Source organism: Streptomyces sp. NPDC028991 (assembly GCF_055564775.1).
Window position 1 is genome coordinate 45,260 of record NZ_JBVHVP010000025.1, and the last position, 26,680, is coordinate 71,939.

Annotated in this window: 23 protein-coding genes; 17 read left to right on the plus strand and 6 right to left on the minus strand. The window is 73.0% G+C overall.

What is annotated here, in order from left to right; all coding sequences use genetic code 11:
• The first annotated feature begins 65 nt into the window (after positions 1 to 65).
• The 9 genes from ACZ4V1_RS31070 to ACZ4V1_RS31110 all read left to right on the plus strand — a co-directional run bounded on the left by ACZ4V1_RS31070 (position 66) and on the right by ACZ4V1_RS31110 (position 11,567).
• Positions 66 to 1,433: a formylglycine-generating enzyme family protein gene (locus ACZ4V1_RS31070; RefSeq protein ID WP_468342807.1), complete on the plus strand. Its 1,368-nt coding sequence runs from the start codon at positions 66 to 68 to the stop codon at positions 1,431 to 1,433.
• The gene (locus tag ACZ4V1_RS31075) at positions 1,433 to 2,839 is read left to right on the plus strand and encodes an MBL fold metallo-hydrolase (RefSeq protein ID WP_468342810.1); all 1,407 of its coding nucleotides are present in this window, start codon (positions 1,433 to 1,435) and stop codon (positions 2,837 to 2,839) included. Before ACZ4V1_RS31070 ends, ACZ4V1_RS31075 begins: the two co-directional genes overlap by 1 nt.
• Positions 2,836 to 3,834 carry an alpha/beta hydrolase-fold protein gene (locus ACZ4V1_RS31080; RefSeq protein ID WP_468342813.1) on the plus strand — a complete coding sequence of 333 codons (999 nt, stop codon included), beginning with the start codon at positions 2,836 to 2,838 and terminating at the stop codon, positions 3,832 to 3,834. Before ACZ4V1_RS31075 ends, ACZ4V1_RS31080 begins: the two co-directional genes overlap by 4 nt.
• Positions 3,822 to 5,666: an asparagine synthetase B family protein gene (locus ACZ4V1_RS31085; protein WP_468342816.1), complete on the plus strand. Its 1,845-nt coding sequence runs from the start codon at positions 3,822 to 3,824 to the stop codon at positions 5,664 to 5,666. Before ACZ4V1_RS31080 ends, ACZ4V1_RS31085 begins: the two co-directional genes overlap by 13 nt.
• Positions 5,605 to 6,705 carry a hypothetical protein gene (locus ACZ4V1_RS31090; protein WP_468342819.1) on the plus strand — a complete coding sequence of 367 codons (1,101 nt, stop codon included), beginning with the start codon at positions 5,605 to 5,607 and terminating at the stop codon, positions 6,703 to 6,705. The genes ACZ4V1_RS31085 and ACZ4V1_RS31090 overlap by 62 nt, the downstream gene beginning before the upstream one ends.
• Positions 6,702 to 8,105 carry an aldehyde dehydrogenase family protein gene (locus tag ACZ4V1_RS31095; protein ID WP_468342822.1) on the plus strand — a complete coding sequence of 468 codons (1,404 nt, stop codon included), beginning with the start codon at positions 6,702 to 6,704 and terminating at the stop codon, positions 8,103 to 8,105. Before ACZ4V1_RS31090 ends, ACZ4V1_RS31095 begins: the two co-directional genes overlap by 4 nt.
• A gap of 5 nt (positions 8,106 to 8,110) precedes the next feature.
• A complete protein-coding gene (locus ACZ4V1_RS31100; protein WP_468342825.1) occupies positions 8,111 to 9,229 on the plus strand; it encodes a threonine aldolase family protein in 1,119 nt (372 codons plus the stop codon).
• Positions 9,226 to 9,684 carry a pyridoxamine 5'-phosphate oxidase family protein gene (locus tag ACZ4V1_RS31105; protein ID WP_468342828.1) on the plus strand — a complete coding sequence of 153 codons (459 nt, stop codon included), beginning with the start codon at positions 9,226 to 9,228 and terminating at the stop codon, positions 9,682 to 9,684. Before ACZ4V1_RS31100 ends, ACZ4V1_RS31105 begins: the two co-directional genes overlap by 4 nt.
• Positions 9,685 to 9,806: 122 nt before the next feature.
• On the plus strand, positions 9,807 to 11,567 hold the full coding sequence (locus ACZ4V1_RS31110) for an FAD-dependent monooxygenase (protein WP_468342832.1): 1,761 nt from the start codon (positions 9,807 to 9,809) through the stop codon (positions 11,565 to 11,567).
• Between the two features lie 71 nt (positions 11,568 to 11,638).
• Here ACZ4V1_RS31110 and hemG read toward each other — a convergent pair whose 3' ends face one another.
• The 3 genes from hemG to ACZ4V1_RS31125 all read right to left on the minus strand — a co-directional run bounded on the left by hemG (position 11,639) and on the right by ACZ4V1_RS31125 (position 16,255).
• Positions 11,639 to 13,117, minus strand: a complete 1,479-nt coding sequence (gene hemG, locus ACZ4V1_RS31115) for a protoporphyrinogen oxidase (RefSeq protein WP_468342835.1) — start codon at positions 13,115 to 13,117, stop codon at positions 11,639 to 11,641.
• 85 nt (positions 13,118 to 13,202) lie between these two features.
• The gene (locus ACZ4V1_RS31120) at positions 13,203 to 14,708 is read right to left on the minus strand and encodes an FAD-dependent monooxygenase (RefSeq protein WP_468342838.1); all 1,506 of its coding nucleotides are present in this window, start codon (positions 14,706 to 14,708) and stop codon (positions 13,203 to 13,205) included.
• Between the two features lie 35 nt (positions 14,709 to 14,743).
• Positions 14,744 to 16,255 (minus strand): FAD-dependent monooxygenase, encoded by a 1,512-nt coding sequence (locus tag ACZ4V1_RS31125; RefSeq protein WP_468342841.1) that lies wholly within the window; start codon positions 16,253 to 16,255, stop codon positions 14,744 to 14,746.
• A 246-nt stretch (positions 16,256 to 16,501) separates the two neighbouring features.
• Here ACZ4V1_RS31125 and ACZ4V1_RS31130 point away from each other — a divergent pair, with 246 nt between their 5' ends.
• Together ACZ4V1_RS31130 and ACZ4V1_RS31135 are read left to right on the plus strand one after the other, a co-directional pair.
• Positions 16,502 to 17,230 carry an SDR family oxidoreductase gene (locus ACZ4V1_RS31130; RefSeq protein ID WP_468342844.1) on the plus strand — a complete coding sequence of 243 codons (729 nt, stop codon included), beginning with the start codon at positions 16,502 to 16,504 and terminating at the stop codon, positions 17,228 to 17,230.
• A gap of 96 nt (positions 17,231 to 17,326) precedes the next feature.
• Positions 17,327 to 18,205 (plus strand): NmrA/HSCARG family protein, encoded by an 879-nt coding sequence (locus tag ACZ4V1_RS31135; RefSeq protein WP_468342847.1) that lies wholly within the window; start codon positions 17,327 to 17,329, stop codon positions 18,203 to 18,205.
• A gap of 7 nt (positions 18,206 to 18,212) precedes the next feature.
• Here ACZ4V1_RS31135 and ACZ4V1_RS31140 read toward each other — a convergent pair whose 3' ends face one another.
• A complete protein-coding gene (locus tag ACZ4V1_RS31140) occupies positions 18,213 to 18,830 on the minus strand; it encodes a mycothiol-dependent nitroreductase Rv2466c family protein (RefSeq protein WP_468342850.1) in 618 nt (205 codons plus the stop codon).
• Between the two features lie 209 nt (positions 18,831 to 19,039).
• Here ACZ4V1_RS31140 and ACZ4V1_RS31145 point away from each other — a divergent pair, with 209 nt between their 5' ends.
• The 4 genes from ACZ4V1_RS31145 (at position 19,040) to ACZ4V1_RS31160 (ending at position 21,875) form a co-directional block, all read left to right on the plus strand.
• Entirely contained in the window at positions 19,040 to 20,068 is a 1,029-nt protein-coding gene (locus ACZ4V1_RS31145) for a methyltransferase (protein WP_468342853.1), read from the plus strand.
• A 67-nt stretch (positions 20,069 to 20,135) separates the two neighbouring features.
• Positions 20,136 to 20,570, plus strand: coding sequence for a carboxymuconolactone decarboxylase family protein (locus ACZ4V1_RS31150; RefSeq protein ID WP_468342856.1), 435 nt, complete (start codon positions 20,136 to 20,138; stop codon positions 20,568 to 20,570).
• A gap of 16 nt (positions 20,571 to 20,586) precedes the next feature.
• Positions 20,587 to 21,249, plus strand: coding sequence for a sulfotransferase family protein (locus ACZ4V1_RS31155; RefSeq protein ID WP_468342859.1), 663 nt, complete (start codon positions 20,587 to 20,589; stop codon positions 21,247 to 21,249).
• A 17-nt stretch (positions 21,250 to 21,266) separates the two neighbouring features.
• Positions 21,267 to 21,875 (plus strand): dTDP-4-dehydrorhamnose 3,5-epimerase family protein, encoded by a 609-nt coding sequence (locus ACZ4V1_RS31160; protein WP_468342862.1) that lies wholly within the window; start codon positions 21,267 to 21,269, stop codon positions 21,873 to 21,875.
• An 85-nt stretch (positions 21,876 to 21,960) separates the two neighbouring features.
• On the opposite strand, the gene ACZ4V1_RS31165 is transcribed toward ACZ4V1_RS31160, so the two are convergent.
• The gene (locus ACZ4V1_RS31165) at positions 21,961 to 22,974 is read right to left on the minus strand and encodes a Gfo/Idh/MocA family protein (protein WP_468342865.1); all 1,014 of its coding nucleotides are present in this window, start codon (positions 22,972 to 22,974) and stop codon (positions 21,961 to 21,963) included.
• A 193-nt stretch (positions 22,975 to 23,167) separates the two neighbouring features.
• Between ACZ4V1_RS31165 and rfbA the strand changes: the two genes are divergently transcribed.
• Together rfbA and ACZ4V1_RS31175 are read left to right on the plus strand one after the other, a co-directional pair.
• Entirely contained in the window at positions 23,168 to 24,037 is an 870-nt protein-coding gene (gene rfbA / locus ACZ4V1_RS31170) for a glucose-1-phosphate thymidylyltransferase RfbA (protein WP_468342868.1), read from the plus strand.
• Positions 24,038 to 24,094: 57 nt separating this feature from the next.
• Positions 24,095 to 25,171, plus strand: a complete 1,077-nt coding sequence (locus ACZ4V1_RS31175; RefSeq protein WP_468342871.1) for a glycosyltransferase — start codon at positions 24,095 to 24,097, stop codon at positions 25,169 to 25,171.
• 119 nt (positions 25,172 to 25,290) lie between these two features.
• Here ACZ4V1_RS31175 and ACZ4V1_RS31180 read toward each other — a convergent pair whose 3' ends face one another.
• Entirely contained in the window at positions 25,291 to 26,466 is a 1,176-nt protein-coding gene (locus ACZ4V1_RS31180) for a glycosyltransferase (RefSeq protein WP_468342874.1), read from the minus strand.
• Positions 26,467 to 26,680: the final 214 nt, after the last annotated feature.

A 26,680-nucleotide genomic window follows, 5' to 3' on the forward strand; every position in this document is an offset into this window, starting at 1 on the left:
GCGAAACGCGCCGCCCGTATGGAACTCAATCCGTACGGGCGGCGCGTCGTCCGAGAGAGGCTGAGATGGTAGGAAATCGCGTTTCAGAAGTCATCGACATTCCCGCCGATCTGCTGGCGACCGACGACTCCTCCGACGACCGGTACTGGGCGTCGGTGGAACGCGTCGTCGCGCTGGCCGAGGACCGGGGGCGGGCCGCCGACGGGGTACCGCTGCTGGCGTCTGTCGCGGTCTCCCACCCCGAATGGCCGGTGCGGGCCGGCGTGGTGCGCCTGCTGGCCCGGCACCACGCGGGCGACCCGGCCGCCGACTCCGCCGTGGCCGCGGCCACCCACGACGTCGTCGACTGGGTCGCGTTCACGGCACTCAAGGTCATAGCGGAGCACCGGATCTCCGCCGCCGTCCCCGACCTCATCCGCATCTCCGGCTGGCCCAGCAACTTCACCCGGCCCGACTGGACGCGCAAGCCCGTCGGCTGCGGCGCGGCGCTCACCAAGCGGGCTCTCATCGCCGTCTTCGGCACCCGTGACCCCGCCGAGCTCCGCCGCCTGGAGGACGAGTACTTCTCGGACATGCGGACCCGGCTCGAAGCCGCGCGCAAGCGCCCCCGGCGCACCACCGACGTCGTCCTGGTGCCCGGTGGCCCGGCCGTCATCGGCGCCAACGAGCAGCCCGACGCCTTCCGCATGGCGCAGGACGACAGCACGCTGCGCGCCGTGGACCTGCCCGCGTTCCTCATCGACCGGACGACGGTGACCAACGCGCGCTACCGCGAGTTCCTCGACGAGGTGGGCGACAGCGGCGAGTTCGACCACCCGGACCAGCCGCTCCAGCGGTCGCACCGCCCGGTGCACTGGCACGACCCGCGCTTCAACGCACCCGGCCTGCCCGTCGTCGGCGTCGACTGGTACGACGCGTACGCCTTCGCGAAGTGGGCGGGCGGCGAGCTGCCCGGCGAGGACCAGTGGGAGAAGGCCGCACGCGGCGTCGACGGCCGCCGCTTCCCGTGGGGCGAGGAGTGGGACCCGGACCGGGTGAACTACGTCGAGCGGTCGTTCGGCGAGGAAGTGGCCGACCTCGACTCCCTGGAGGCTCTGCTGGTCACCGTCTCGCAGGGCGACAACCCCGCCCACCCGGTACTGCCCGCCGACGCCCTCCCGCAGGGCGCCAGCCCCTACGGCGTCCTGCAGATGTCGGGCAACGTCTGGGAGCTGACGCGGACCAACTTCTACACCGGCGAGGACATGGACCCCTTCTTCAAGGGCCGCCACCCGCTGGACTTCATGAACCGCAAGGAGGCCTTCCACGTGCTGCGCGGCGGCACCTGGACCTCCCCGCCCTCCTGCCTGACCACGTTCTACCGGGGCAAGGACCTGATCACCGACCGGCACAACGAGGTCGGCTTCCGCTGCGTGTACGAAGCGAGCCTGTGATGCGACTGACCTCCCTCGGCCACGCGGCCGTCCTCGTCGATACGGGGACGGAGCGCATCCTCTTCGACCCGTGGCTCACCCAGCGCCTGGACCGCTTCTGGGAACACCACCCGCCGCTGCCGGACCAGCTGGTCCGCGAGGTGCTCGACGAGGGGATCGACTACGTGGTGCTCAGCCACCACCACTTCGACCACCACCACTTCCCCTCACTGCTGCGACTGGTCGACGGCGCCGACGTGGACTTCGACGACAGCCCGCGCCAGAGCTCCGGGGTCACCTGCATCTACCCGGCGGGCCCCGTGCCGCCGCAGCTGACCGCGTCGGGGCTCGGACACCAGGCGATCGCCTGGACGCTGCGCCGCTTCGGCTACGAGAACCTCCAGCCGGTGACGCCGGGCGACACGGTGACCCTGGGAGGAGCGACCCTGCGGACGTTCCCCTCGGCCGTGTCCTTCCCCGAGATGAGCGTGCTGGTGCAGACCGGCGACGCGGCCGTCATGCTGTGCGGCGACGCGCTCCTGCACGAGGACACCGTGGCCGCCTTCCGCCGCTCTGACGCACCGCGGCTCGACGCGCTGTTCGTGCCGGCGCACAGCATCTCCCCGCCCGGTGTGCTCACCGAACGCCGGCCGCTGACCGACCCGGACGCGGTGCGCGCACGCGCCGTCGCCAACTTCGACCGGTACGTCGACGCGCTCCCCGCGTCCGTGACCGTCCCCTCCTCCTTCGGATGGCGGATCAGCGGCGACGGGGAACGGGACTACGACTGGTGCAACCGCGCGATCTTCCCCTTCACCCCGGCCGAAGCCCTGCGCCGCCTCGGCGAGCGCGACCGCGACGGCCTGCTGTGGGGCCCGGGACAGGTGATCGAGATCGAGGGCGGAAAGGTCTCCCCGGCCGACGGCCCGGTCCCGCCCGGCGGATACGACTTCGACGAGGTGTACGCGGCGGTCACCCTCGACCCGGACACCCCCGTGCCGCCGTTCGACGCCTCCCTCGACCGGTACGGGCGGCAGACCCGTGACTGCGAGGGCATGCTGGGCGAGCTGCTGGACCGGCTGGTGGCGACCGACTACTGGTACCGGGCGCTGGACCACGGCGCCGGACGCCACGTCGTCTCGCTGTACGAGGACGACGGCACCGAGACCTCCTTCCTGCTCGACCCGGTGGCGGGCAGGGTGACCCGGCTCGGACCGGGACCGGCCCGCGGCCATCTCGCCGGCGGTGAGGGCTGGACCGAGATCGCGGCCTCCACGCTGGAGGCGATGCTCGGCGCCGACCTGCTGTTCGGCAGCTCCTTCGGCCTGTGGGCCAGCGACGGCGTGCTGCTCTCCGCGGTCTTCCATCACCCGTCGTTCTACACACGCCACGTGGAGCGCGCCCAGCGGGAGGCGAGCGGGGCATGAGCGAACCGCTCGTGCTGGAGCACGCGAGCACCTGCCTGCGCGGCAACCCGCTGGGCGACCCGTACCGCCGCCGGATCGAGGTGCACCTGCCGCCCGGGTACGACGGTGTACGGCGGTTCCCGGTCGTGTACTGGCTGCCCGGGTTCGGTGCCCACCCGAGCCTCGGCAACCGGGCGCTCGCCTTCGGCGGGTCCGTCGCCGACCGGCTGCGCCGGGCGATGACGGACGGCGTGGTGCCCCCCGCACTGCTCGTGGTGCCCGACTGCACGACCGCCTACGGCGGCTCGCAGTACATCGACTCCGCCGCCTGCGGCCGGTACGCCGGCCACCTCGCCGAGGTCGTCGCCGAAGTCGACCGGAGCTTCGCGACGCTGGCCGAGCCCACGGGGCGCGCCGTGGCCGGCAAGTCCAGCGGCGGCTACGGCGCGCTGGTGGCGGGCATGACGTCCGGGCTGTTCGCGGCGGTGCTCGCCTTCTCGCCCGACGCCGGGTTCGAGCACTGCTACCTGCCACTGCTGCCCGCCGCGCTCGACACCGTCCGGGCGGCCGGCGGCGTCGAGGAGCTGCTGGCCCGCCGGGGCACCGGCCCGCACGACGTCCCCTTCATGGTCGCGATGAGCATCGTGGCCATGGGCATGTGCTACGCCGACACCCCGGGGACCACCCCCGGCGACGCGCTGCCGTGCGACCCCGCCACCGGTCTGTTCCGCGACGAGGTGTGGCGGCGGTGGCTCCGCCACGACCCGGTGCGGATGCTCCCCGGCCACGCCGGCCGGCTCGCCGCGCTCGGGCTGCTCCACGTCACCGTCGGCGAACGCGACGACTACGGCATGCACTGGGGGGCCCGTGCGCTGCACGCGGCCCTCGACGCGCACGGCGTTCCCCACGGCTACCGGGAGCACGAGGGAGGGCACCACGGCATCGAGCACGTGTTCACCGGGGCGCTGGCCCGGTTGTGGGAACTGTGGCGGGAGGACGGCGCATGTGCGGCATAGCCGGATTCATCAGCTTCGAGGGACGGCGCGACACCGACTGGATGGACGCGCTCGGCCGGACGATGACCGGCGCCATGGCACACCGGGGCGAGGGGGCCCGCGCCCCGTACGTCTCGGCCTGCGGCACGGTGATGCTGTGTGCGACGCGCCTGGCGGTCCGCGACCGCACCGAGGCGGGCGACCAGCCGATGACCGACCCCACCGGACGGGTCGTCCTGGTGCACAACGGCGAGGTCTACGGCTCCCGTTCACCCGCCCCGCCGCTGTGGCCCCGCCGCACCACCTGCGACACCGAGTACGTGCTCCAGCAGGTGTGCCGCGAGGACGATCCGGCGTCCGCCCTGCGGCCGCTGTCGGGCATGTTCGCCCTCGCCTGGCACGACACCTGGACCGGCCGCGTGGTCCTCGCCCGCGACCACTTCGGCGTCAAACCGCTGTTCTACGCCTACACGCACGGCGGGCTGCTCTTCGCGTCCGAGGCGGGAGTGCTGCTGCGCACCGGCCTGGTGAGCCCCGAGGTGGATCCCGAGGAGTACGTCCTGCGCTCCTGGATCAGGATGGACGCGGCCGACGACCACACCTGGCTGCGCGGCGTACGCGCCCTGCAGCCCGCCGAGTACCTGTCGGTCGACCGCCCCGGCACCAGCACCCACCGCTACTGGCTCCCCACCCCGGTGGACGGGCTGGTCAGCCCGGAGGAGATCAGGGCCGCCTTCGACGGGGCGATCGCCCAGCGGGCCGCGTCCGACGTCCCGCGGGCGGCGGTGCTCAGCGGCGGTGTCGACAGCACCGCGGCCGTCGCGGGCCTGACCGCGCTGGGCGTGCCCGTCGAGGGATACGTCCTGCGCTACCAGGACGGCATCGGCGGCTCGGGCGACGACGTCGTGCACGCGGCCGAGGCCGCCGAGCGCCTCGGCGTGCCGCTGACCGTGTGCGACCTGGACCGGCACCGCGCCGCCGAACTCGTGCCCGTCCTGCCCACCCGGCTGATGCGGCCGCTGCTGCACGGCGCCGAACTGGCGATGCACCACCTCTACGGCGCCATCGCCCGCGACCGCAACGTGGTCGTGTACTCGGGCCACGGGGCGGACGAGCTGTGGGGCTACCAGGCAGGGCGCTACTTCCCCGTCGTCGACCCCTACGCGCCCACCTACATCCACGGGCGCCACTACCTGACCCACCAGCTCTACTCCGACGAACGGCCGGTGTGGGCGAAGCTCGTGACGTGGATGGCGCGCGAACTCGGCGTCGACATGGCGGCGGTCACCGACCTGGTGTGGGAGCGCACCATGGACGAGTACCGGGCGATCAAGACGGCGTCCCCGCTCAAGCGCGGCCGGCACCACCTGCTGCGGCGCTTCCTGGTCTACGTCAACGACATGGTGGACGCCACGTCGGCGACCTTCACCCTGGAGGACCGGCCCGTCTTCCAGGACGTCGCCCTCGCCGAACTGGCCTTCCGCTGCCCCGAGCACCTGAAGAACTCCGGCGAGCCGGGCAGCAGCCACAAGGGCCTGCTCAAGGAGGCGCTCGCCGACCTGCTGCCGGACTCGGTGCGCCACCGCCCCAAGCAGGGCTTCCCCACCCCCACCGACCCCCGGTACGTCCGGCAGCTCGCCTCTCTCGCCGACGAACTCGGCAGCCCGTTCTCCCTGCCGCCGCTCCCGGCCGCGCTGCGGGACGAACTGGGCGTGGGCGAATGGATGTTCCTTGCTTCCACCTCCGCATGGCTCGGCCACCTCGCGGAGCTCCGCACCGACCCGAGGAGTCATGGTGAGCAGTCCCGTACCCCTGTGGCGCTGGCAGTGCCTGGACCACGCGGCCGGTCTTGACCCGGCACCCCCGGCGATCGACGAGGCGCGCGCCCAGGACTGGTGCAACTTCGTGCTGTGGCGGCCGTCCCGGCTGCCCGAGGGGTGCGGCACCAGCGTCGGAACCCTGCGCCGCGAGGCACCCCCCGGACGGGTCGAGGCGCAGGGGCGAACCCCGTGGAGCGACGCGAACCCGTCCGGCTACCGCACCGAGATCTCCGGCGGGGGCCGGCGGCTGCGTCTCAAGCAGTTCCTGTACGACTGGGCCTTTCCGGCCGCCGACCACCCGTGCCTGTGGGGCGGCGAGACCCGTCCGGCGGAGATCGGCGAGGGACGGGTGGTCTGGCTCGGGACCGACTACCTGGGCCACCGGGGCGCCAGCGCTCGGATGGCCCGCACCACGGTCGAACTCTCGGTACTGGAGGGCGAGTTCTCCGACGAGGAGATCGTCGCGCTGTACGCCGCGCTGCGCCCGGCGGTGCCGGAGGCGGTGGCGAGGGTGCTGGCCACCCCCTTCGCCGAGCTGAGCTACTGGGCCAGGCACCCGGCCGACATGGTCTCGGTGCCCACCGGTGTCTTCCGCTTCCACCGCCGCGGGCGTGAGCACGAGGGCGAGTGGGTCCCCTCGGAGCAGGTCGAGGACTTCCTCACCGCCCAGGGGGTGCCGGTGGCCGCGGGGGAGTTCCGCGCCGAGAGCGCCGCCACGTTCGGCGACGGCGGCGCCGTACGGGAACTGGACGTCGTCTACTCCTCGCCGGCCGGCGCGGAGCTGCGCCTCACCGCCCAGCGGACCGGTGGCGGACGGCTCGAGTTCCCGCCGGAGCAGGACGAGCACCCCGCCGCCACCGAGGAACGCGACCTCGGCGGACGCCCGGTCCGGCTCGGCCACCTCAGCGCCGAGTTCGGGGCCTGCGACGCCTGGTGGCAGCACCCCGACGGATACGACCTCCGGCTGCTCGGCAGCGCCGGGGCGGGCCTGGGACGGGAGGCGTTCCTCGGCCTGGTCGCCGAGATCGACGGCGCCCTGCGGCTCGCGGGCAACGCCGGGGCCCTGGGGTGAGCGCCGCGGGCCGGCCGGTCCTCGACCCCGCCACCGGCCGCACCGTCGCCCATGTGCCGGACACCGGCGCGTCCGGCGTCGCCGACGCGGTGGCCCGGGCCGAGGCGGCGTTCCACGAGGTCTGGGCCGGCACCTCACCGGCCCGCCGCGGCGGCCTGCTGCGCGAACTCGCCCGGCTCCTGCGCGAGGACCGCGACGAACTCGCCGCGCTGGAGCGGCTGAACGCGGGCAAACCCACCCGGCGTGCTCTGGGCGAGGTGGACTTCGCGGCCGAGGTGGCCGACTGGTTCGCGGCGGCGGCCCGGTACCCGGTGGGGGAGACCCACCCGGCCGGCCCCGGCATGCGCACCTACACCGACCGGGTGCCGGTCGGGGTGTGCGCGGCCGTCGTCCCGAACAACTACCCGCTGCTGCTCGCCGTCTGGAAGATCGCCGCGGCGCTCGCGTACGGCAACACGGTGGTCGTGAAACCGGCGCCCGAGACCCCGCTGTCGGTCCGCCACCTGGTCGCCCGGGCCGGTGAGGTGCTTCCCGAGGGCGTACTCACCGCCGTCCACGGCGGCGCCGGGACCGGCCGGCTGCTGTGCGCCCAGCCGGCTGTCGGCATGGTCTCCTTCACCGGCTCGACGGCGGCGGGGCGCGAGGTGGCGCGGCGCTGTGCGGACGGCCTCAAGCCCGTCTCCCTGGAGCTGGGCGGCAAGAGCCCCGTCGTGGTCTTCCGGGACGCCGACCTCGACGCGGCCGCGCGGGCGGTGGTCACCGGTTTCACCGGCAACACCGGACAGGTCTGCGTGGCGGGTTCCCGTCTGGTCGTGGACCGGGCCGTGCACGCGGAGTTCGTCGGCCGGGTGGCCGAACTGGCCGCGGACCTCGCGGTCGGCCCGCCGGACGATCCCGCCACCGACCTCGGCCCGCTGATCAGCCGGGCCGCCGTGGACCGTACCGCCGACGTGGTCGGGGAGGCGGTGGCACGAGGCGCGGAGCTGATCCTCCCGCCCGGCCGCTCCGAGGTTCCCCACGGCCTGGACGGCGGGTTCTTCGTCCACCCGGCGATCGTGGACCGCGTTCCCCTGGACAGCCGCGCCTGGCGGGAGGAGGTCTTCGCCCCCGTGCTGTCCGTCGCGTCGTTCGGCACGGACGAGGAGGCCCTGGCCCTCGCGCACGACACCGCGTACGGCCTGTCGGCCTCGGTCTGGACCTCGGACGCCGACCGGGCCGAACGCTTCGCCCGGGCGCTGCGGGCCGGCATGGTCTGGGTCAACACCTGGGGCGACACCGAGGAGACGGTCAGCGTCTCGGGCCTGGGCCAGTCCGGGTACGGCCGTGAGCTGGGCATCCACGCGGTGGAGGGCTACACCCGGCCCCGTGCCGTCTGGATCGCCCACCGGCCGGGACGGTAGGCCCCATGGCGTGGACCGGCTCCCCGCGGCTCGACTTCCGCAGCGACACCCGCACGTCGCCGGACGAACGGATGCGCGCGGCGATGGCCGCGGCCGAGGTCGGCGACGACGTCTACGGCGACGACCCGACGGTCGTCCTGCTGGAGGAGCGGGTGGCCGCGCTGCTCGGCACCGAGGCCGCGCTGTTCACCCCGACCGGCACGATGGCGAACCTGCTCGCCCCGCTCGCCGCGACCGGCGGGCGGGGCACCCCCGCGCCGCGGGTGATCGCCGGCGTGGACACCCACATGGCGTTCCTCGAGGCGGACGGGCTGCGCCGGTTCGGCGGGGTCGAGCTGGTGCCGGTGGCGCAGCGCCCCGACGGCCTGCCCGACCCCGGCGCCCTGGCCGCGCTGCTCGCCGCCGGGGCGGGCGCGCCGACCGTGGTCTGTGTCGAGAACACCGCCATGATGCGCGGCGGCAACGCCCTGGACGCCGGGGCGACGCGCACGGTGGCCGCGCCGGCCCGCCGGCACGGTGCCCACCTCCACCTCGACGGTGCCCGGCTCGCGAACGCGGCCGTGGCGCTCGGGGTGCCTCCCGCGGAGCTGGCCGGTCCGGCGGACAGCGTCGCCTTCTGCGTCTCCAAGGGGCTCGGTGCCCCGGCCGGCGGACTGCTGTGCGGAACACGCGAGTACGTCGCGCGCGCCCGCGAGCTGCGGGGGTGGCTGGGCGGCTCCCTGCACCAGGCGGGGGTCCTCGCGGCTCCCGCACTGGTCGCGCTGGGCCGGCTGCCCGACCTGGCCGCCGACCACGACCGGGCCGCCGCGCTCGCCCGCGCGCTGGCCTCGGTGCCCGGCGCCGAGCTGATGAGCCCACCGCGGCCGACCAACATCGTCCTGGCGCGGCTCGCCGGGATGCCCGCCCAGGAGTGCGCGGCGCGCCTGGCCGAACACGGGGTCGGCGTCCTGCCGCTGCCGAACGGATACGTGCGCTTCGTGACCCACCGGGCGCACGACATGATCGGGGTGCGCGAGGCCGCCGGCGCGCTGGAGGCCGTGGCGGCCGGCGCCCGGGGCGCGGCCCGCGCCCGGCCGAACCCACCCGGACGGGAAGACGTCCCGTCCCGAACGGAGGAAGCATGACAGCGAAAACCGAGGCGCGTGGACTCGAGGCGCGGCTGCGGGACACTCGGGCACGGCTCGAGAACGACGTCGATCTGTGGGTGGCGACCGCGGGCGCCTCGCGCGGCGTCCACCTCGTGCCCCTGTCCTACTTCTGGGACGGGACGGCCGTCCTCGTCTCGACGCCCCGTGACTCGGTCACCGGCCGCAACCTGCTCGCGGACGGCCGGGTCAGGCTCGGCCTGGGCCCGACGCGCGACGTCGTGATCGTGGACGGCGTGGCCGAGCCGGTGGACGTCGCCGAGCTGGGCCGGGAGGCGGGGGACGCCTTCGCGGCGAAGACCGGCTTCGACCCCCGCGAGCTCGACGAGCCCTACCAGTACTTCCGCATCCGGCCCCGGCGCGTCCAGGCCTGGCGGGAGGCGAACGAACTGGCCGGACGCGGCCTCATGCGCGACGGCGTCTGGCTCGGCTGACCCCGGGCGCCCCGGCACCCTTCCCGTCCCGCCGCCGCGTTCCAGCCGTGCTTGACCGGTGTTGAAGAGGGCTTTGCCAGGCTGCGAGTGGCAAGGCATCTGTCGATCTCAAAGGGGCGAATATGGGAGCCATCGAGGTTCCGGTTCTGATCGTGGGCGGTGGCGGATGCGGCCTGTCCGCCTCCGTCTTCCTGTCCGACCAGGGCGTCGATCATCTGCTGGTGGAACGGCACCCGGACACATCGAGGGTTCCGAAGGCGCACTACCTCAACCAGCGCACGATGGAGATCTTCCGCCAGCACCACGTCGCCGACGACGTGTTCGCCGAGGCCGCACCGCTGGAGAAGTTCGGCAAGGTGCGCTGGCAGACCACGCTCGCCGGCGACGGGCCGCTGGACCGGCGCCTGATCCACGAGATGGATGCCTTCGGCGGCGGTGAACTGCGCGAGACCTACGCGGCGGCCGGGCCCGTCCTGCCCGCCAAGCTGCCGCAGATGTGGCTGGAGCCGATCCTGCGCCGGCACGCGGAGGAGCGCAATCCGGGGCGGATCCTCTTCCACCACGAGGTGGTCTCCTTCTCCGACGAGGGCGACCACGTCGTCGCCGAGGTGCGGAACCTGGACACCGGGGAGACCACCACCGTCACGTCGCGGTACCTCATCGGGGCCGACGGCGGCCGTATGGTCGGAGCCGCGGTCGGCATCGAGATGCAGGGCCCGCCCGGACTGGTCAACACCACGACCGCGTACTTCTCCGCCGACCTGTCCGAGTGGTGGCAGGAGGGGACGCTCATCACGCACTTCCTCAGCCCGGAGGACCCCGACCTGTCCAGCAACCTCATCGAGATGGGACCGAGCTGGGGGAAGGACTGCGAGCAGTGGGGCCTGCACTTCGCCCCGGGCCCGCCCGGACGCTGGGACGCGGAGACGGTCGTCCCCCGGATCCGGGAGCTGCTGCGCATACCGGACCTCGAGGTGACGGTGCACAAGGTGACGGACTGGATCGTGCACGCGCACCTCGCCGACCGCTACCGGGTCGGCCGCGTCCTGATCGCCGGCGACGCCGCGCACCGCCAGCCTCCCGCCGTCGGCCTCGGCCTCAACACCGGCATCCAGGACGCGCACAATCTCGCCTGGAAGCTCGCGGCGGTGCTCGGCGGCCGTGCCACCGACGGACTGATCGACACCTACGAGGCCGAACGCCGGCCCGTGGGCCGCGAGAACGTCGACTGGGCGGTGTCCGCCGCCGTGCACCACCAGGCGGTCATCGACGCCGTCGGCGCCGGTCACAACATCCCCGCGGGGCGCCGCAAGCAGCGCCTCGAGGCGTACTTCGACCCCTCGCCGCTCGGCGACACGGTGCGGGAGCGCGCCCTGGAGATCTTCCACACGCACCGCGGGGGCTGCCAGTCGCTCGACATGGAGGTCGGCTTCCACTACGAGGACGGTGCGCTCGTCCCGGACGGCAGCGAGGCGCCGGCCCGCGTTCCGATGCGCAACGAGCACCGGCCGACGTCCCGCCCCGGACACCGGCTGCCGCACGCCTGGATCACCCGGGACGGCCGGCGCCAGTCCACGCTCGACCTCACCGGCCGGACCGACTTCACGCTGATCACGGGCCCGCGGGGGACGCCGTGGTGCGAGGCGGCCGCGCGGGTGGCGGAGAAGTTCTCCGTCGGCCTGCGCACGGTGCGCATCGGCGCCGACGGCGAGTACGCCGACGTGGACGGCGGCTGGGCGGCCGTCCGCGGGATCACCGACGCCGGCGCGCTCCTGGTCCGTCCCGACCAGCACGTCGCCTGGCGCAGCGCGGAGGGCGGCGAGGACGGCGAGGACGCGGAGCAGGTCCTGGCTCAGGCGTTCGCCGCGGTCCTGGACCGCTGACGGCACACCGGAAGACGCGAATGGCCGTGCCCGGGGTACCGGGCACGGCCACTCGCGTTCGCGCAGGACGCTCAGGCGCCGACCGAGACCGCGGGGGCCGCGGCGTTCTGCTTGATCCCCGTCAGGACCTGCTCGGCGGCCTGGCGGGCGGAGGCCATGCACACCCCGACGCCCACACCGTCGTACAGTGCCCCGCACACCGCGAGGCCGGGCTGTGCGGCCACCGCGTCGCGGATGCGCCGCACCCGCTCGAAGTGACCGACGGTGTACTGCGGCAGGGCGTCCTCCCAGCGGCTGACCCGGGTCGCGACCGGGACCCCGCCGACGCCGGTGGCCTCGGCCAGCTCGGTCGTCGCCAGTGCCACGAGGTCGGCGTCGTCGCGCCGCAGCAGGTTCTCCTCGCCGAACCGCCCGATCGAGCAGCGGACTATCTCCACCTCGCCGGCCAGGTGCGGCCACTTCACGGTGGTGAACGTGACCTCCTTGACCGCCCTGCCCTCCACCGCGGGCACCCGGTAGGCGGCGTACCCGCGGCCCGAGAGCCCGCCGGGGAACGCCGCGCGGGGATAGGCGAGGGTGACCATCGCGACGCTCGAGTACGGCACCTCGGCGAACGCCGAGACGGCCGGCGACATCCCGGGGACCGAACCCAGCAGCGCGGCCGCCGGTCCGGCCGGGACGGCGATGACGACGGCGTCGGCGTCGAGGTGCTCGGCGCCGGTGGGGGTGCCCACGGTCAGCCGCCAGCCGCCCGCGGTGCGGGTGAGGTCCCGCACGGGGGCATCGGTACGCACGGACGCGTCGGGCGCGGCCGCCAGTACCTGCCGCACGAGCACGGGGGGCAGCGAGCCGAACCCGCCGTCGAGGGTCGCCACCCGCACCGGCGGCGGCTTCTGTCCCTCGGCGAGCACGGGCGTCAGCGAGGCGGCCGCGTCCGCGAGCGAGACGTGCGCGCGGGCGGCCTTGGCCAGCGGCGTCAGCGTGGCCTCGAACGACAGGTCCGCGGCACGGCCGGAGAACACACCGGCCAGGAACGGTTCGACGAGGCGGTCCACGACCTCCCGGCCGAAGCGCCCGCCGACGTAGTCCGCCACCGACACGTCGCCGTCCCGGTCGAAGGACGGCAGTACGAGGTCCTGCCGGGCCCGGTCGACGCCCTCCGCGGAGACGACACCGGACCTGGCGAGGTCGTCCATGTCGCAGGGCACGCCCATGAACTGACGGTCCGGCTGCTGCCGGACCTCGCCCCTGGTCCAGATCGCCGACGCGGTCACACCCGCCGGCATGATCTGCTCGCCGAGCCCGGCGTCCTGGATCAGCCCGGTGGTCCGGCGCCGGTTGGCGTACAGCGACTCGGCGCCCTCGTCGACCGCGACCCCCGCCACCTCGGAGACCGACAGCTTCCCGCCGAGCCGGGACGACGCCTCCAGGACCGTCACCCGGACCGGCTCGTCGCGGAGCCGGAACGCCGCCGCCAGCCCCGCGATACCACCCCCGATGACGACTACATGGGGCTTTCCACTCACCTGATCCTGTTCGGTGCCAGCCATTCCACCAGATCCTTCGTGGTTAGTGTCGGAGAGGCCGTCCCGACGCCGGCGCCCGGCGTCAGGACAGGTCCCGGCAGTCTCGCGGTCAGGCCCAGCCCTGCGGTCGAGGGCGGCTGGAGAACCGGTGCCCGCCGCCGAACCAGCGGTGGAGGGCGTCGGTGAGGTCGTCGGTGGTGCCGGGTGAGGTCCAGGCGACGTAGCCGTCGGGGCGGACCAGGACGGAGTCGAGGACGGAGCCGGGGTCGGGGTCGGGCGGGGTGGTCCAGGTGCCGGTGACGACGTCGACGCGGCCGGTGTGCTCCCGTGCCGTCTCGGCGGTGGCGCTGTCGGTGGTGAGGAGCAGGCCGCGTCCGGTGCGCAGGAGTTCGGCGACGGTGGTGCGGGTGCCGTCGGGCAGGGCGAGGGTGTGGCCGGGGGGCATGCGCCGGCCGAGCAGCGGGTGGTCGCCCTTGGCCAGGTCGTAGCGGACACCGAGGTTGCTCAGCATGCCGGCCGCGTACTCGGCGGCGTCCTTGTGGGACAGCAGTTCGCCCACGACCTCGCGGACCGGGTCCATGTCCTCGCCGGTGAGCCGCAGCTCGATCGCCGCGCGGGCGTTGCGTGCCAACTGCTCGCCGACGGGGTGGCGTTCGGCGTGATAGGTGTCGAGCAGGCCCTCGGGTGCCCGTCCCGTGACGGCCGCCGCCAGCTTCCAGCCGAGGTTCACCGCGTCCTGGACACCCACGCTCAGCCCCTGCGCCATGGCGGGGGGCTGCACGTGCGCCGCGTCGCCGGCCAGGAACACCCGCCCGCGCCGGTACTCGGCGGCGGCCCGCGAGGCGTCGGTGAAGCAGCTGATCCAGCGGCACCGCCCGTGGTGGAGGGACTCCCCGGTGAGCCGCTGCCAGGCATCGGCGAGGTCGGAGAAGGAAAGCGCGTCGCGGTCGCGGGGCGGCGGCGTACCGGCCTCGTGGACGACGACCCGGGTGACCCCCTCCTCCAGGTCCATCGCCATCACCATGCTGCCGCCCGGCAGGTTCTCGCCGATGCGCCGCTTGCGGGTGTCGACACCGGTGACGTCGGCCGTGAGGAAGCCGCGCCGGCCGTCGGTGCCGGGGAAGGCGATCCCGGCCAGCTTGCGGACGGTGCTGCGCCCGCCGTCGCAGCCGACCAGGTAGGCGGCCCGCTCCTCGGCCGGGCCGTCGGGGCCGTCGACGCTCACCACGACACCGTCGCCGTCCTGCCGAAGGGCGGTCACCTCCCGGCCGCGCAGGACCGGTACGCCGAGTTCGCCCACCCAGTCCTCCAGCATCCGCTCGGTGCGGAACTGGGAGACGCCGCGGTGTCCGTAGTGGTCCTGCGCCAGCATGCCGAGGTCGATCGGCACCCCGCCGAAGTGACTGTCGGCGGGTTCGGTGTCACCGAGGCGGCCCAGCAGGCCCCGCTGGTCGAAGCACTCGGCGGTGCGCCTGGTGAAGCTCGCGCCCCGCGACTGGCGCGTCGGTGCGGACAGGCGCTCGTAGACGACGACGTCCGCGCCGCCGAGCCTGAGTTCGCCCGCCGTCATCAGCCCGACCGGCCCGGCCCCGACGACGATGACATCCCTGGCCATGTGTTCGCTCCTTCTGAAGGGGTGCGGCCGGGCGCTCACCGGCCGGCGTGCTGCGGGACGCCACTGCCGAACCAGCGGTGGAGGGCGTCGGTGAGGTCGTCGGTGGTGCCGGGTGAGGTCCAGGCGACGTAGCCGTCGGGGCGGACCAGGACGGAGTCGGGGGCGGGGCCGGGGTCGAGGGCGGGGCCGGGGTCGGGGTCGGGCGGGGTGGTCCAGGTGCCGGTGACGACGTCGACGCGGCCGGTGTGCTCCCGTGCCGTCTCGGCGGTGGCGCTGTCGGTGGTGAGGAGCAGGCCGCGTCCGGTGCGCAGGAGTTCGGCGACGGTGGTGCGGGTGCCGTCGGGCAGGGTGAGGGCGTGGTCGGGCGGCATGCGCCGGCCGAGCAGTGGGTGGTCGCCCTTGGCCAGGTCGTAGCGGACACCGAGGCCGCTCACGATCCCGGCGGCCTGTTCGGCGGCGTCCTTGTGGGACAGCAGTTCGCCCACGACCTCGCGGACCGGATCCATGTGCTCGTCACCGAGGTAGAGCTTCGACGCCGCGCGGGCGTTGCGGATCAGCTGCTCGCCGACGGGGTGGCGTTCGGCGTGGTAGGTGTCGAGCAGGCCCTCGGGTGCCCGTCCCGTGACGGCCGCCGCCAGCTTCCAGCCGAGGTTCACCGCGTCCTGCAGTCCGGCGCTCAGCCCCCACGCGGCCAGCGGCGGGATCTCGTGCGCCGCGTCGCCGGCCAGGAACACCCGGCCGCGCCGGTACTGACCGGCCAGTGCGGCCGCATTGCCGCACGCCCACAGCCACTGGCAGTCCGCGTCGTCGATGGACTCACCGGTCAGCCGCCGCCACGCGTCGGCGACCTGGGCGAACGTCAGGGCACCCGGCTCGGGACGGGACGGCAGGGCCGGATCGTGCACGACCACCCGGCAGCGGCCCGGACCCACCGGAGTGCACACCACCATGCGGCCGCCGGGAAGCCGCTCGCCGATCGGCCGGGGACGCGGGGTGGCCCCGCTGATCTCCGCGGTGTACATGCCCCTGGTGGGCTCCCAGGTACGGGTCGGGATGCCGGCCAGCGCGCGCACGGTACTGCCCGCCCCGTCGCAGCCGACCACGTACCCGGCCGTCTCCTCGCCGGGCCCGTCGGGGCCGGCGAAGGACACCACGACCCCTTCGGACGTCTCCCGCAGGCCGGTCACCTCGCGGGCCCGGCGCACCGGTACGCCGAGATCGGCCAGCCAGCCGCCGAGTGCCGCCTCGGTCCTGGCCTGGGACAGACCCAGCACGCCGCTGTGGTCCTCGTCGAGCATGCCGAGGTCGAACCGGACTCCGCCGAAGTGCCCCATCGGGCCCCACCGGAACTCGCCCAGCCGGCTCAGCAGGCCGCGCTGCTCCAGCGATTCGGCCGCTCGCCGGTTGAAGCCGAGCGCCCTGGACTCCTCGGCGGGGGCGGGCAGCCTGTCGTAGACGGCCACGTCCACCCCGCCCAGGCGGAGTTCCCCGGCCAGCATCAGACCGGCCGGCCCCGCACCGACCACTATGACGTCAGTTCTCTTCATTTCATGAGGCCCTCTGCGCTGTGGCAATGGTTGGCCTTTGTGAAGCTACTCAGGGCGATGTCCGGTCGCAACGATTCCGAATTTCGCGGGCTCCGGTGGAGCGTACGTTCATGTGGTCGGCACTCTTGAACGCACGGGTGAACGCTTGAACGGGAGGAGCGCGCCGCAGCAATATTGCCGGGTGTCTTGGAAATTCCTTCTTCCGCGGTGAATGCGCGCCGCAACGGCCGCAGAAAGGAAGTCGACGTGACGGTCGAAAAGATCGCCCTCGTCACGGGTGCCAACAAGGGCATCGGTTTCGCCGCCGCACGGCAGCTCGGTGAGCGGGGGATCGTCGTCCTCGTCGGCGCGCGGGACGAGGTGCTCGGCAAGCAGGCCGCCGACGCGCTGGCCGCCGACGGTATCGCCGCCACGCCGCTGAGGCTGGACGTGACGGACCCGGACTGCGTGGCCGACGCCGCCCGCGAGATCGAACGGCGCCACGGACGCCTGGACATCCTGGTGAACAACGCCGGCACCGCCGGGGGACTCACCGGCGCACCGAGCCGGGCGACCGCGGCCGACATGCGTGAGGTCTACGAGACCAACGTCTTCGGAGTGGTCACCGTGACCCACGCGATGCTGCCGCTGCTGCGCCGCTCCCCGGCCGGCCGCGTCGTCAACCTGTCCAGCCACCTGGGCTCGCTGACCCTCAACTCGGACCCCGGCTCCCCGATGGCGGGCGTCAACATGATCGCCTACCAGTCGTCGAAGACGGCGCTGAACGCGGTCACGGTCGCCTACGCCAAGGAGCTGCGGGGGACCCCCGTCAAGGTCAACGCCGCCCTGCCCGGAGTGGTGGCCACCGACATCAACCACCATCGCGGTCGCCGCACGCCCGCCGAAGGGGCCGCGATCGTGGTCCGGCTCGCCCTGCTGGACGAGACCGGACCGTCGGGCGTGTGCCTGGCGGACGAGGGGCCCGTGCCCTGGTAGCGCGCGGCCCCGACGCACGGAGGCCGCCCCCGCGGCCGCCGTATCCGACCGCACCGCCGGGCCTGGCCGCGGCGGGCTCGAGACTTGGAGAACACAGTGGCGCTTGACGGAACGATCCTGGTGCTGGGCGGGACCGGCCGGCAGGGCGGGGCGGTGACCCGCGAACTGCTGCGGCGCGGGCACGCCGTGCGCGCCCTGGTCCGTGACCCGGACAAGGCGCAGGCGAGGGAGTTGCGGGAGGCGGGTGCCGTCCTGGTCCGCGGCGACATGGACGACGAGGCGTCGCTGACGGCCGCGATGCGGGACGTCCACGGGGTGTTCAGCGTCCAGACCTTCCGGGGCCCGGGCGGCGTCGAGGCCGAGGTGCGGCAGGGCAGGGCGGTGGCCGACGCCGCGGTGCGCGCCGGGGTGCGCCACTTCGTCTACAGCTCGGTCGGAGGCGCGGACCGCGACACCCGGGTCCCGCACTTCGAGAGCAAGCACCGGGTGGAGCAGTACCTGCGGACGCTCGACCTGCCGACGACGGTGCTGCGCCCGGTCATGTTCCACGACATCCTGCTGGACATCGCCCCGCGGCCGGCCGGCGGTGAACTCGTGCTGGCCATGTGGCTGGACCCGCGGACCCCGGTGCAGCTCATCGCGACCAGCGACATCGGTGTCTTCGCGGCGGACGCCTTCGAGAACCCGGACGCCTGGCTGGGCCGGGTGGTCGAGATCGCCGGCGACGCGCTGACCGGACCGCAGATGGCCGCGGCGTTCGAGGCGGTCGCCGGTGTCCCGGTCCGCTACCAGCGGCTGCCGATCGAGCCGCTGCGCTCGGCCCGCCCCGACCTCGCCAACATGTTCGACTGGTTCGAGCGGGACGGTTACCGCGCCGACCTCGACGCGCTCCGCAGTACCAGGCCCGGCCTGGTGACGCTGGAGACCTGGCTGGCCGGCAACTGGACGGCCCCCGTCGCCGCGGCGGGGCGCTGACGGGGCCTCAGGTGAACACCGGCTCCCGGGTGCGGGTCCGCTTGAGTTCGAAGAACCCGTCGGTCGCCGCCACGGCGAGCACCCCGTCCCACAGCCGCACGGCCGCCGCACCGCGGGGGGCCGGGGACACCACCGGCCCGAAGAACGCGACGTCCCCCACCGCGACGACGGGCGTGCCCACATCGGTGCCGACCCGGCCGACGGCGTCGTCGTGCGAGGCACGCACGGCGTCGTCGTACGCGTCCGAACCGGCCGCCTCGGCCAGTCCGGCGTCGAGGCCGGCGGCGGTCAGGGCCGCCGCGTAGGTGGCGGGCTCCCTGGGCGCCCGTTCCAGGTGGAACCGGGTGCCCAGCTCGGTGTAGAGCCGGCCCACCACCTCGGGGCCGTACTTCTGCCCGGCGGCGGCGCAGACCCGCACCGGCTCCATCCGCACCGCCAGGTCCCGGTGCCAGCGCTCGGGCAGGTCCGCGCGCCCCTCGTTGAGCACCGTCAGGCTCATCAGGTGCCAGCGGACCTCGAGAGGCCGCTGCCGGGCGACGTCGAGGACCCAGCGGGAGGTCAGCCACGCCCAGGGGCAGGTCGGGTCGAACCAGAAATCCACCGTGGTGGGGTTGTCGTGCCGCAACGGGGCCTCCTCGATGTAGCCGGGCCGGAACAATTTGGCAAGCGGTGCCGGAATTCTGCTGGAGCGCCGCTGGACATGGCCCGTTCAACCGCTCAAATTCCACGGTTGAACGCCCGGTGGGGAATTGCGTCAAAACTGAGGTTGCGATTTTGAGAAGCGTCGACCTATCGTCTGGAATCCGCGAAAAGAGGCGCTCCGAAAGGAAAGGCATGTCCGTGCTGCCCGAGGTTCGTGACCAGTCCGACTCGTACTCACTGCTCCACCTCATTCAGGGCGCGGTGATCACACAGGCGATTTCCGTCGCGGCCAGGCTCGGTATCGCGGACGTGCTGGCCGACGGCCCGCTGCCCGTCGAGGACATCGCGGCCCGGGTCGGGTCCCACCCCGGGGCGACCCACCGCATCCTGCGCGCCCTGGCCGGCCACGGGGTGTTCGCCGTCCGCCCGGACGGCCGGTACGAGCACACGCCGCTGTCCGACAAGCTCCGTGAGGACGCGCCGGACTCGATGCGCGGCTTCGCCCTGCTGATGAACCACCCCACGCTGTGGGAGGAGTGGGGCCACCTGGCCGGCACCGTGGAGACGGGCGAGGCCAACCTGCCCAAGCTGCGCGGCATGGGCGCGCTGGACTTCTTCCACGCCAACCCCGGCTACGCGCGGGTGTTCTTCCAGGCGTTCGGCGAGCTGTCGGCGTCGGAGACCGACCCGATCCTCGCCGCCTACGACTTCTCCCGGTTCGGCACCGTCGTGGACGTCATCGCCGGCCGGGGCAACCTCCTGGCGGGCATCCTCGGACAGGCCCCGGACGTCAAGGGCGTGCTGTACGACTCCGAGATCGCGACCGTGGACTCGCCGGCGCTCTTCGAGGCGGCCGGAGTCGCGGACCGGCTCACCATCGAGCACGGCGGCTACCTCGGCAAGCTGCCCTCGGGCGGTGACGCCTACGTGTTCAAGCACATCATCCACGACTTCTCCGAGGCCGACGCCGTCACGGCCCTGCGCAACGCGCGCGAGGCGATCGCCCCCGGAGGCAGGCTGCTCGTCGTCGAGTACGTGCTCCCGGAGAACAACGAGAAGCACCTCGGCCACACCATCGACCTCTGGCTGATGCTGATGCTCGGCGCCCGTGAGCGCACCCGCGCCGAGTACACCGAACTGTTCGCCGAGGCCGGCTTCGAACTCACCAGGGTCGTTCCCACCAGCGCGCCGATCTCGGTCATCGAGGGCATCCCGGTCTGAGGGCGCCGCCGCAAGCAACCGACTCATCCACGCATACCGCACAGGAGAAGACCCGATGACTCCACGGATGGAAAACCCCTCCCTGGTCGTTCCCGGCGCCCTGCAGCCTCTGCTCGACCTGACCGAGGTCATCGGCAAGGTGGGCGTGCCGCAGACCACCCTCGACCTCGTCCGGTTGCGCGTCAGCGAGATCAACGGCCGCACCTACACGTTCCCGGACGACCCGGAGCAGGCGTCCGGGGCGGACGAGCGCCTGCCGCGGGTGGCCGGCTGGCGCACCGAGTCCTGCTTCGACGGGGCCGAGCGCGCGGCCCTGGAGATGGCCGAGGCCGTCACGCTGATGACCGACCCGCAGGACATGGCGTCGGACGAGATCTGGGAGAAGTCCTCCCAGTACTACACCGACGAGCAGCTCGGTGCGCTGGTCATGCACATCGGCCTGGTCAACTTCTGGAACCGGGTGAACGTCGCCACCCGCCAGGAAGCCGCGGCCTGGCGCTGAGAAGGGGAGACGGACTGTGCTGAAGCTCATCAACGCCGGCCTGGGCAGGACCGGCACGACCTCGCTGAAGGTGGCCCTGGACCGGCTCGGTCTCGGCCCCTCCTTCCACATGTTCGACATCGTCGGCGACGCGAAGCGCCTCCAGCAGTGGGAGCGGATCGTCTGCGACGGCGAGAGCCCCGACTGGGCGGCCGTCTTCGACGGCTACGGCTCCGCGGTGGACGGCCCCTGTGCGGTGTACTACCGGCAGATCAGCGAGGCGTTCCCCGACGCCAAGGTGGTCCTGACGGTGCGTGACGCCGAGAGCTGGTACCGCAGCACCCACGACACGCTCTACCAGTTCGCCCTGCGCAGCATGGCGAACCCGCCCGAGCCCGGAAGCCCGCAGGCGCGGCTGTTCCGCGTCACCGGGACCATGGTCTGGGACGGTCTGTTCGAGGGCCGGTTCTCCGACAAGGACCACGCCATCGAGGTCTACCACCGGCACAACGAGGAGGTCGTGCGCACCCTGGGCGCGGACAACGTCCTCGTCTACGACGTGCAGCAGGGCTGGGAGCCGCTGTGCGGCTTCCTGGGGGTCGACGTCCCGCACGAGGAGTTCCCGCGTACCAACGACACCGCGTCCATGCGGCAGCGGATCGCCCGGGCGGCCGGCGCCGCCGCGACGGCCACCGGCTGAGCCGGCGAGGAGCCACGGTGCTGATAACGGAAATGACCGTCCCCGGCGCGTACCGCGTCGAACCCGAGCCCCTGAGCGACCGGCGGGGCCACTTCTTCGAATCCGTGCGGGCCAGCTCCCTGCTGGCCGGCAGCGGCTGGGAGTTCACGGTCCGCCAGGTCAACTACTCGGTGTCCCGGCGAGGCACCCTGCGCGGCATCCACGGCACCACGGTCCCGCCCGGCCAGGCGAAGTTCGTCACCTGCGTGCGGGGCAGCGCCCTGGACATCGCCGTCGACCTGCGGGTGGGTTCGCCGACGTTCGGCCACTACGACGTCACCCTCCAGAGCCCCGGGACGGGGACGGCCGTGTACCTGCCCGACGGCGTCGGGCACGCCTTCCTCGCCCTCACCGACGACACGTGCATGAGCTACCTGTGCTCACAGGAGTACGAGCCGGGGACGATGATCGACATCGACGCGCTGGACCCGGCCCTCGCCCTGCCCTGGGACCTGACCGAGCCGCCGATCCGATCCGACAAGGACGCCGCGGCGCCCACCCTCGCCGAAGCGGCGGCCGCGGGTCTGCTGCCCACCTACGAGCAGTGCCCGCCGCGCCGGCTCACCGCGGCACCGGCCGGGCGGTAGCGCGCGCGACGGCGGTCGGTGCCCACGGGCGCCGACCGCCGTTCCGCGCTTTCCCGGGCGCGCGCCGCACCTCACCGCTTACCGCTCAACGAGGCGCCCGGCCCAGGGCGTGCGCGCGGATGCGGGCCATCAGCCCGGCCTGCCGCACCAGCTCGCGGTGGTGCGCCGCCCGCGCCGCCGGATCGCGCACCGCGTCGTGGAAGGCGTCGAACACGCCGAGGAACTGGTCCGCGGCCGGGGCGAGGATCCGCGTCTCACGGTCCTTCTGCTCCAGCCGGAGCACCGGACGGGCGCTGTGCGAGGGCGTGAACGCCCATTCCAGGACCAGCCGCCCCTCGCTCCCCCACAGGTCGTACGTCGACCGGTAACCGTGGGACAGACCGAAGGAGCAGTGTGCGGTGACGCCGTCGTCGTCGCCCAGCAGCGCCACCCCGGAGACGTCCACGCCCAGGTCCGCGTCGTACTTCAGGCCGGCCCCCAGGACCCGCGCCGACGGTCCGAGGTACTCCTGGGCCGCGCGCACCGGGTAGCAGCCGACCTCCCACAGCGCACCGCCGCCGAGGTCCGCCTGGTACTTGATCCCGCGCGGGTCGGTCGGCGGAATGCCGAACGCGCCGTTGTAGGAGCGCAGTTCCCCGATGGCTCCGCCGGCCACCAGGGACCGGGCCTGCTCGTGCTGGGGGTGCCTGAGGAAGGCGAAGTTCTCCATGACGACCAGCCCGCGCTCCTCGGCGAGCGCGACCAGCTCCCGGGCGCTGTCCTCCGCGGGCACGGCGGGCTTCTCCAGCAGCACGTGCTTTCCCGCTTCCAGCGCCCGCCGGGCCCACTTGGCGTGCTCGCTGTTCGGCAGCGGGATGTAGACCGCGTCGATGCCGGGCAGCTCCAGCAGCCGCTCGTAGCCCTCGACCGCCCGGCACCCGGCGGTGGCCGCGACATCCTCCGCCTTCCGCCGGGAACGGCTCGCCACCGCGGCCAGCCGGAACGGTGAACGGCGGATCGCCGGGAGGGCCCGCCGCACGGCGATGTCGGCGCACCCGATGATGCCGATACCGGCGCTCTGCTCGGATTCGAGAACGGGCGTCAGATCTTCGATTTCCACAGGTCCACCTAAACGACGACAGTAAATGCGAATGCCTGAACCGGTATGCCGTCAGCCTGAGTAAGCAGGCCCGGGTCTGTCAACAAGAACACCATTCGGGGCGGCGGTCCGGGAAAGACTTCCGGGCGGGTACCGGCCCCCGATAAAGTGCGGGCACGCCTATTTGGCACGAAGTTACTGAGGAGGCGCCACGGTGAAGGGCATCATCCTGGCCGGCGGCAATGGCACGAGACTCCATCCGATCACCCTCGGAGTTTCGAAGCAAATGCTCCCGGTCTACGACAAGCCGATGATTTACTACCCGCTGTCCGCCCTGATGCTGGCGGGGATCACAGAGATCGAGATCATCACCACGCCCGAGGACTCGGAGATGTTCCGGCGACTGCTGGGCGACGGTTCCTGGCTGGGCATCACCCTGACCTACGCGGAGCAGGACAAGCCCCGGGGGCTCGCCGACGCGTTCCTGGTCTCCGCGGACCACATCGGCGACGACTCCGTGGCCCTGGTGCTGGGCGACAACATCTTCCACGGGTACGAGTTCGGACCGATGCTGCAGAGGGCCGCACAGGACCTCAAGGGCTGTGTCCTGTTCGGCTACCCGGTGCGCGACCCCGAGCGCTACGGCGTCGGTACCGTCGACGAGCAGGGCAGACTCGTCGCTCTCGAGGAGAAGCCCGCCCATCCGCAGACCAACATGGCGATCACGGGGCTGTACCTCTACGACAACGGGGTGGTGGACATCGCCCGCCGGCTGCGGCCCTCGGAACGAGGCGAGCTGGAGATCACCGACCTCAACCGCGTCTACCTGGAACGCGGCGAGGCCAGGCTCGTCCCCCTCGGCCGCGGGTTCGTCTGGCTCGACACCGGGACCCATGACGCGCTCATGGAGGCCGGGGACTACGTCCAGGTCCTGGAACACCGCCAGGGCGTCCGCATCGCCTGCCTCGAGGAGATCGCCTGGCGCATGGGCTACATCGACCAGGAGTCCTGCTACCGGCTCGGCAGCCGCCTCGCGAACTCCTCCTACGGCCAGTACGTCATGGAAATGGCCAAGGCCGGCTGACCCCGCGTCACGTCCCGCGCAGTCCCTGCGCCCGCCAACGGAAGAAGTGCGACAGCCATGAAAATACTTTTCACCGTCGGGGGCAGCCAGGCGGCAGTCTTCGGCGTCGCCCCGCTCGCCGCCGCCGCCCGGAACGCGGGCCACGAGATCCTGCTGGCGGCCGACGAACCGCTGATGGCGGCCGCGCAGTCCGTCGGGCTCCCCGCGGTCTGCATCACTCCCGAGCGCATGCGCTACGGCCAGGACGCCATGACGGCCGCCGTCCGGATCGACGCCCTGCTGGAACTGACCCGGCAGTGGTCCCCGGACGTGGTCGTCGGCGGCCTGTCCCACGTCCCCCGGGTGCTCGCCGCCCGGTGCAAGGTCCCCTTCGTCCGGCACATCTGGTACATCGCCCCGATGGCACGCCGGGACCGCACTGCGGTGGCCGAACTCCAGCCGCAGCTGGACCGGCTCGGGCTGGCCGAGCTGCCGGAGCCCGACCTCTTCGTCGACCTGTGCCCGCCGTCCCTGCGCCCGCCGGGCGCCCCCGCCGGGCGGGCGATGCGCTGGGTCCCGCGGGTGAGCCAGCGCCGGGTCGAGCCGTGGATGTACTCCCGCCCCGAGGGCCGCCGCCGGGTGCTGATCACCGCGGGCACCCGCAACCTGATGCTCGACACCCCCGGCAGTTCGCTGCGCCGGCTGGTGGACGGGCTGACCGGCACGGGGGCCGAGGTGCTGATCGCGGCACTGCCGGAGGCCGCCGAGCGCTACGGCGCGGAACTGGGCGACGTACGCATCGGCTGGATCCCCCTGGACGTCGTCGCCCCCACCTGCGACCTGGCGGTCCATCACGGCGGCGCGACCACCGCCATGACGCTGATCAACGCCGGCGTCCCCCAGCTGATCGTCCCCGACAACGGCTACGGCAAGGCCGTAGCGGAGGCTGTCAGCGGCTTCGGCGCCGCCGTGATGGTCGACCGGCACCGGCCGGAGGCCGGCCAGGACCCGGACGAGGTGACCGTCACGGCCTGCCGGCAGATCCTCGACGACCCGCGGTACGCCGAGCGGACCCGCACCCTCGCCGCGGAGAGCGCCGCGCTGCCCACGCCGGACGAGGTGCTGCGCGACATCGAGGCCCTGGCGGCCCGCTGACCGGCGCCGCCGGCGTCCCGGCCGGCCGCGCGGGGGCAACGCGAATCGCCCTGGGACCGGCGGAGAACCTCTCCGCGGTCCCAGGGCGATTCGCGTTGCCGAAAGCGTCACGCCTGCCGTCAGACCAGCGCCTCCAGCTTGGGCACGATCTCGGAGGGCGTGGGCAGCGTCGAGATCTCCTTGGCGATGAACTGCGTCCGCTCGGTGTAGCCGGGGTTCTCCAGCAGCTCCCGGCAGGCCGCGGCGATCACCTCGCCCGGCGCCTTGTCCGGCTCCTGGGTCTGCGGCCACAGCGTCTTGCCCGCGCCGAAGTCGGTGATGGCCTTGGCGATGGCCTCCCGGTGGTAGTTCGGCGGGAACTCCGGCGGGTTCTCCGGGATGACCAGCTGCGGCACACCGTTGGCCATCAGCGTCGTGGCGGTGGTGGCGCCGCCGTGATGGACCGCCAGGTCGCAGGTGGCGGCGGTGACGTCGATCGGGATCCACCCGACGCGGGCGTCGCCCAGCTCGGTGCCGAACCGCTCGACGGCGCCGGGGTTCGCCGCGATCAGCGCCTCGGCACCCAGCTTGTCCAGCTCCTTGACGAGCAGCGGTATGGACCAGCCCGGGTCGCGGAACATCAGACTGCGGAAGCCGGAGGTGATCACCACTCGCTTGCGGCCCTCGGGACGGGTGTACATCCAGCGCTCCAGCCTGCGCTGCGGGTTGCTGGGGATCCAGCGCATCGCCTGCGCCGCCGGGTCGTGGGCGGGCCGCAGCGAGGGCGGCGTCGAGTCGAGCAGCAGGTCGGGCTTCAGCAGCCCGTCCACGCCCAGCCGCTCCATCTCGGGCCGCAGCTCCTCCTCGGCGCCCGGGTCGATACCGGTGAGCGGAATGCCCAGGTACTCGATGTGGCGCACGTACGGGACCTTCAGGTGGGCGGCGAGCAGCATCGCCGCGTAGCTCTGCGAGCTGCCCACGACCACGTCCGGGGTCCAGTCCTTGGCCAGCTCGAGCAGGGACTCGACGCCGGCCAGGCCCATCTTCGCGAAGCCGCGGCCCTGCCCGAACATCTCCTCGTCGCCCAGCTCCCGGGGGAACCGCAGTCCCTTGCCCGGATTGGTGATCCGCATGAAGTGCCGGATCGGGTCCACGGTGAAGCAGAAGGTGGGGAGGCCGATGGCCTCCGCGGTCTCCACCCACGGCTCGTGGGCGGCCAGCATGACTTGGTGGCCCGCGTTGCGCGCGGCCGTCGCCAACGGAGCAGCGGCATAGTAGGTGGCCTGGCTGCCTGTGGTGATGAACAGGATTTTCATGGCACTCCGGATGCTTTTCGTGGGACGCGGCCTGCAGCATTTGCGAACAGTACCGATGGTCCGCAGGCGGGCCTTTTTCTGTCAAACACCGGCAATTGGCAAGCCCGTTCAATCGCGGATTTCCCGCAGTTGAACAGGTAATCTCCGGACTTCGTTGCGCGCCCTTCGCCCGCTGACCATCATGAGATCGGTACGTGTGGCCAGGAAGCCTCAG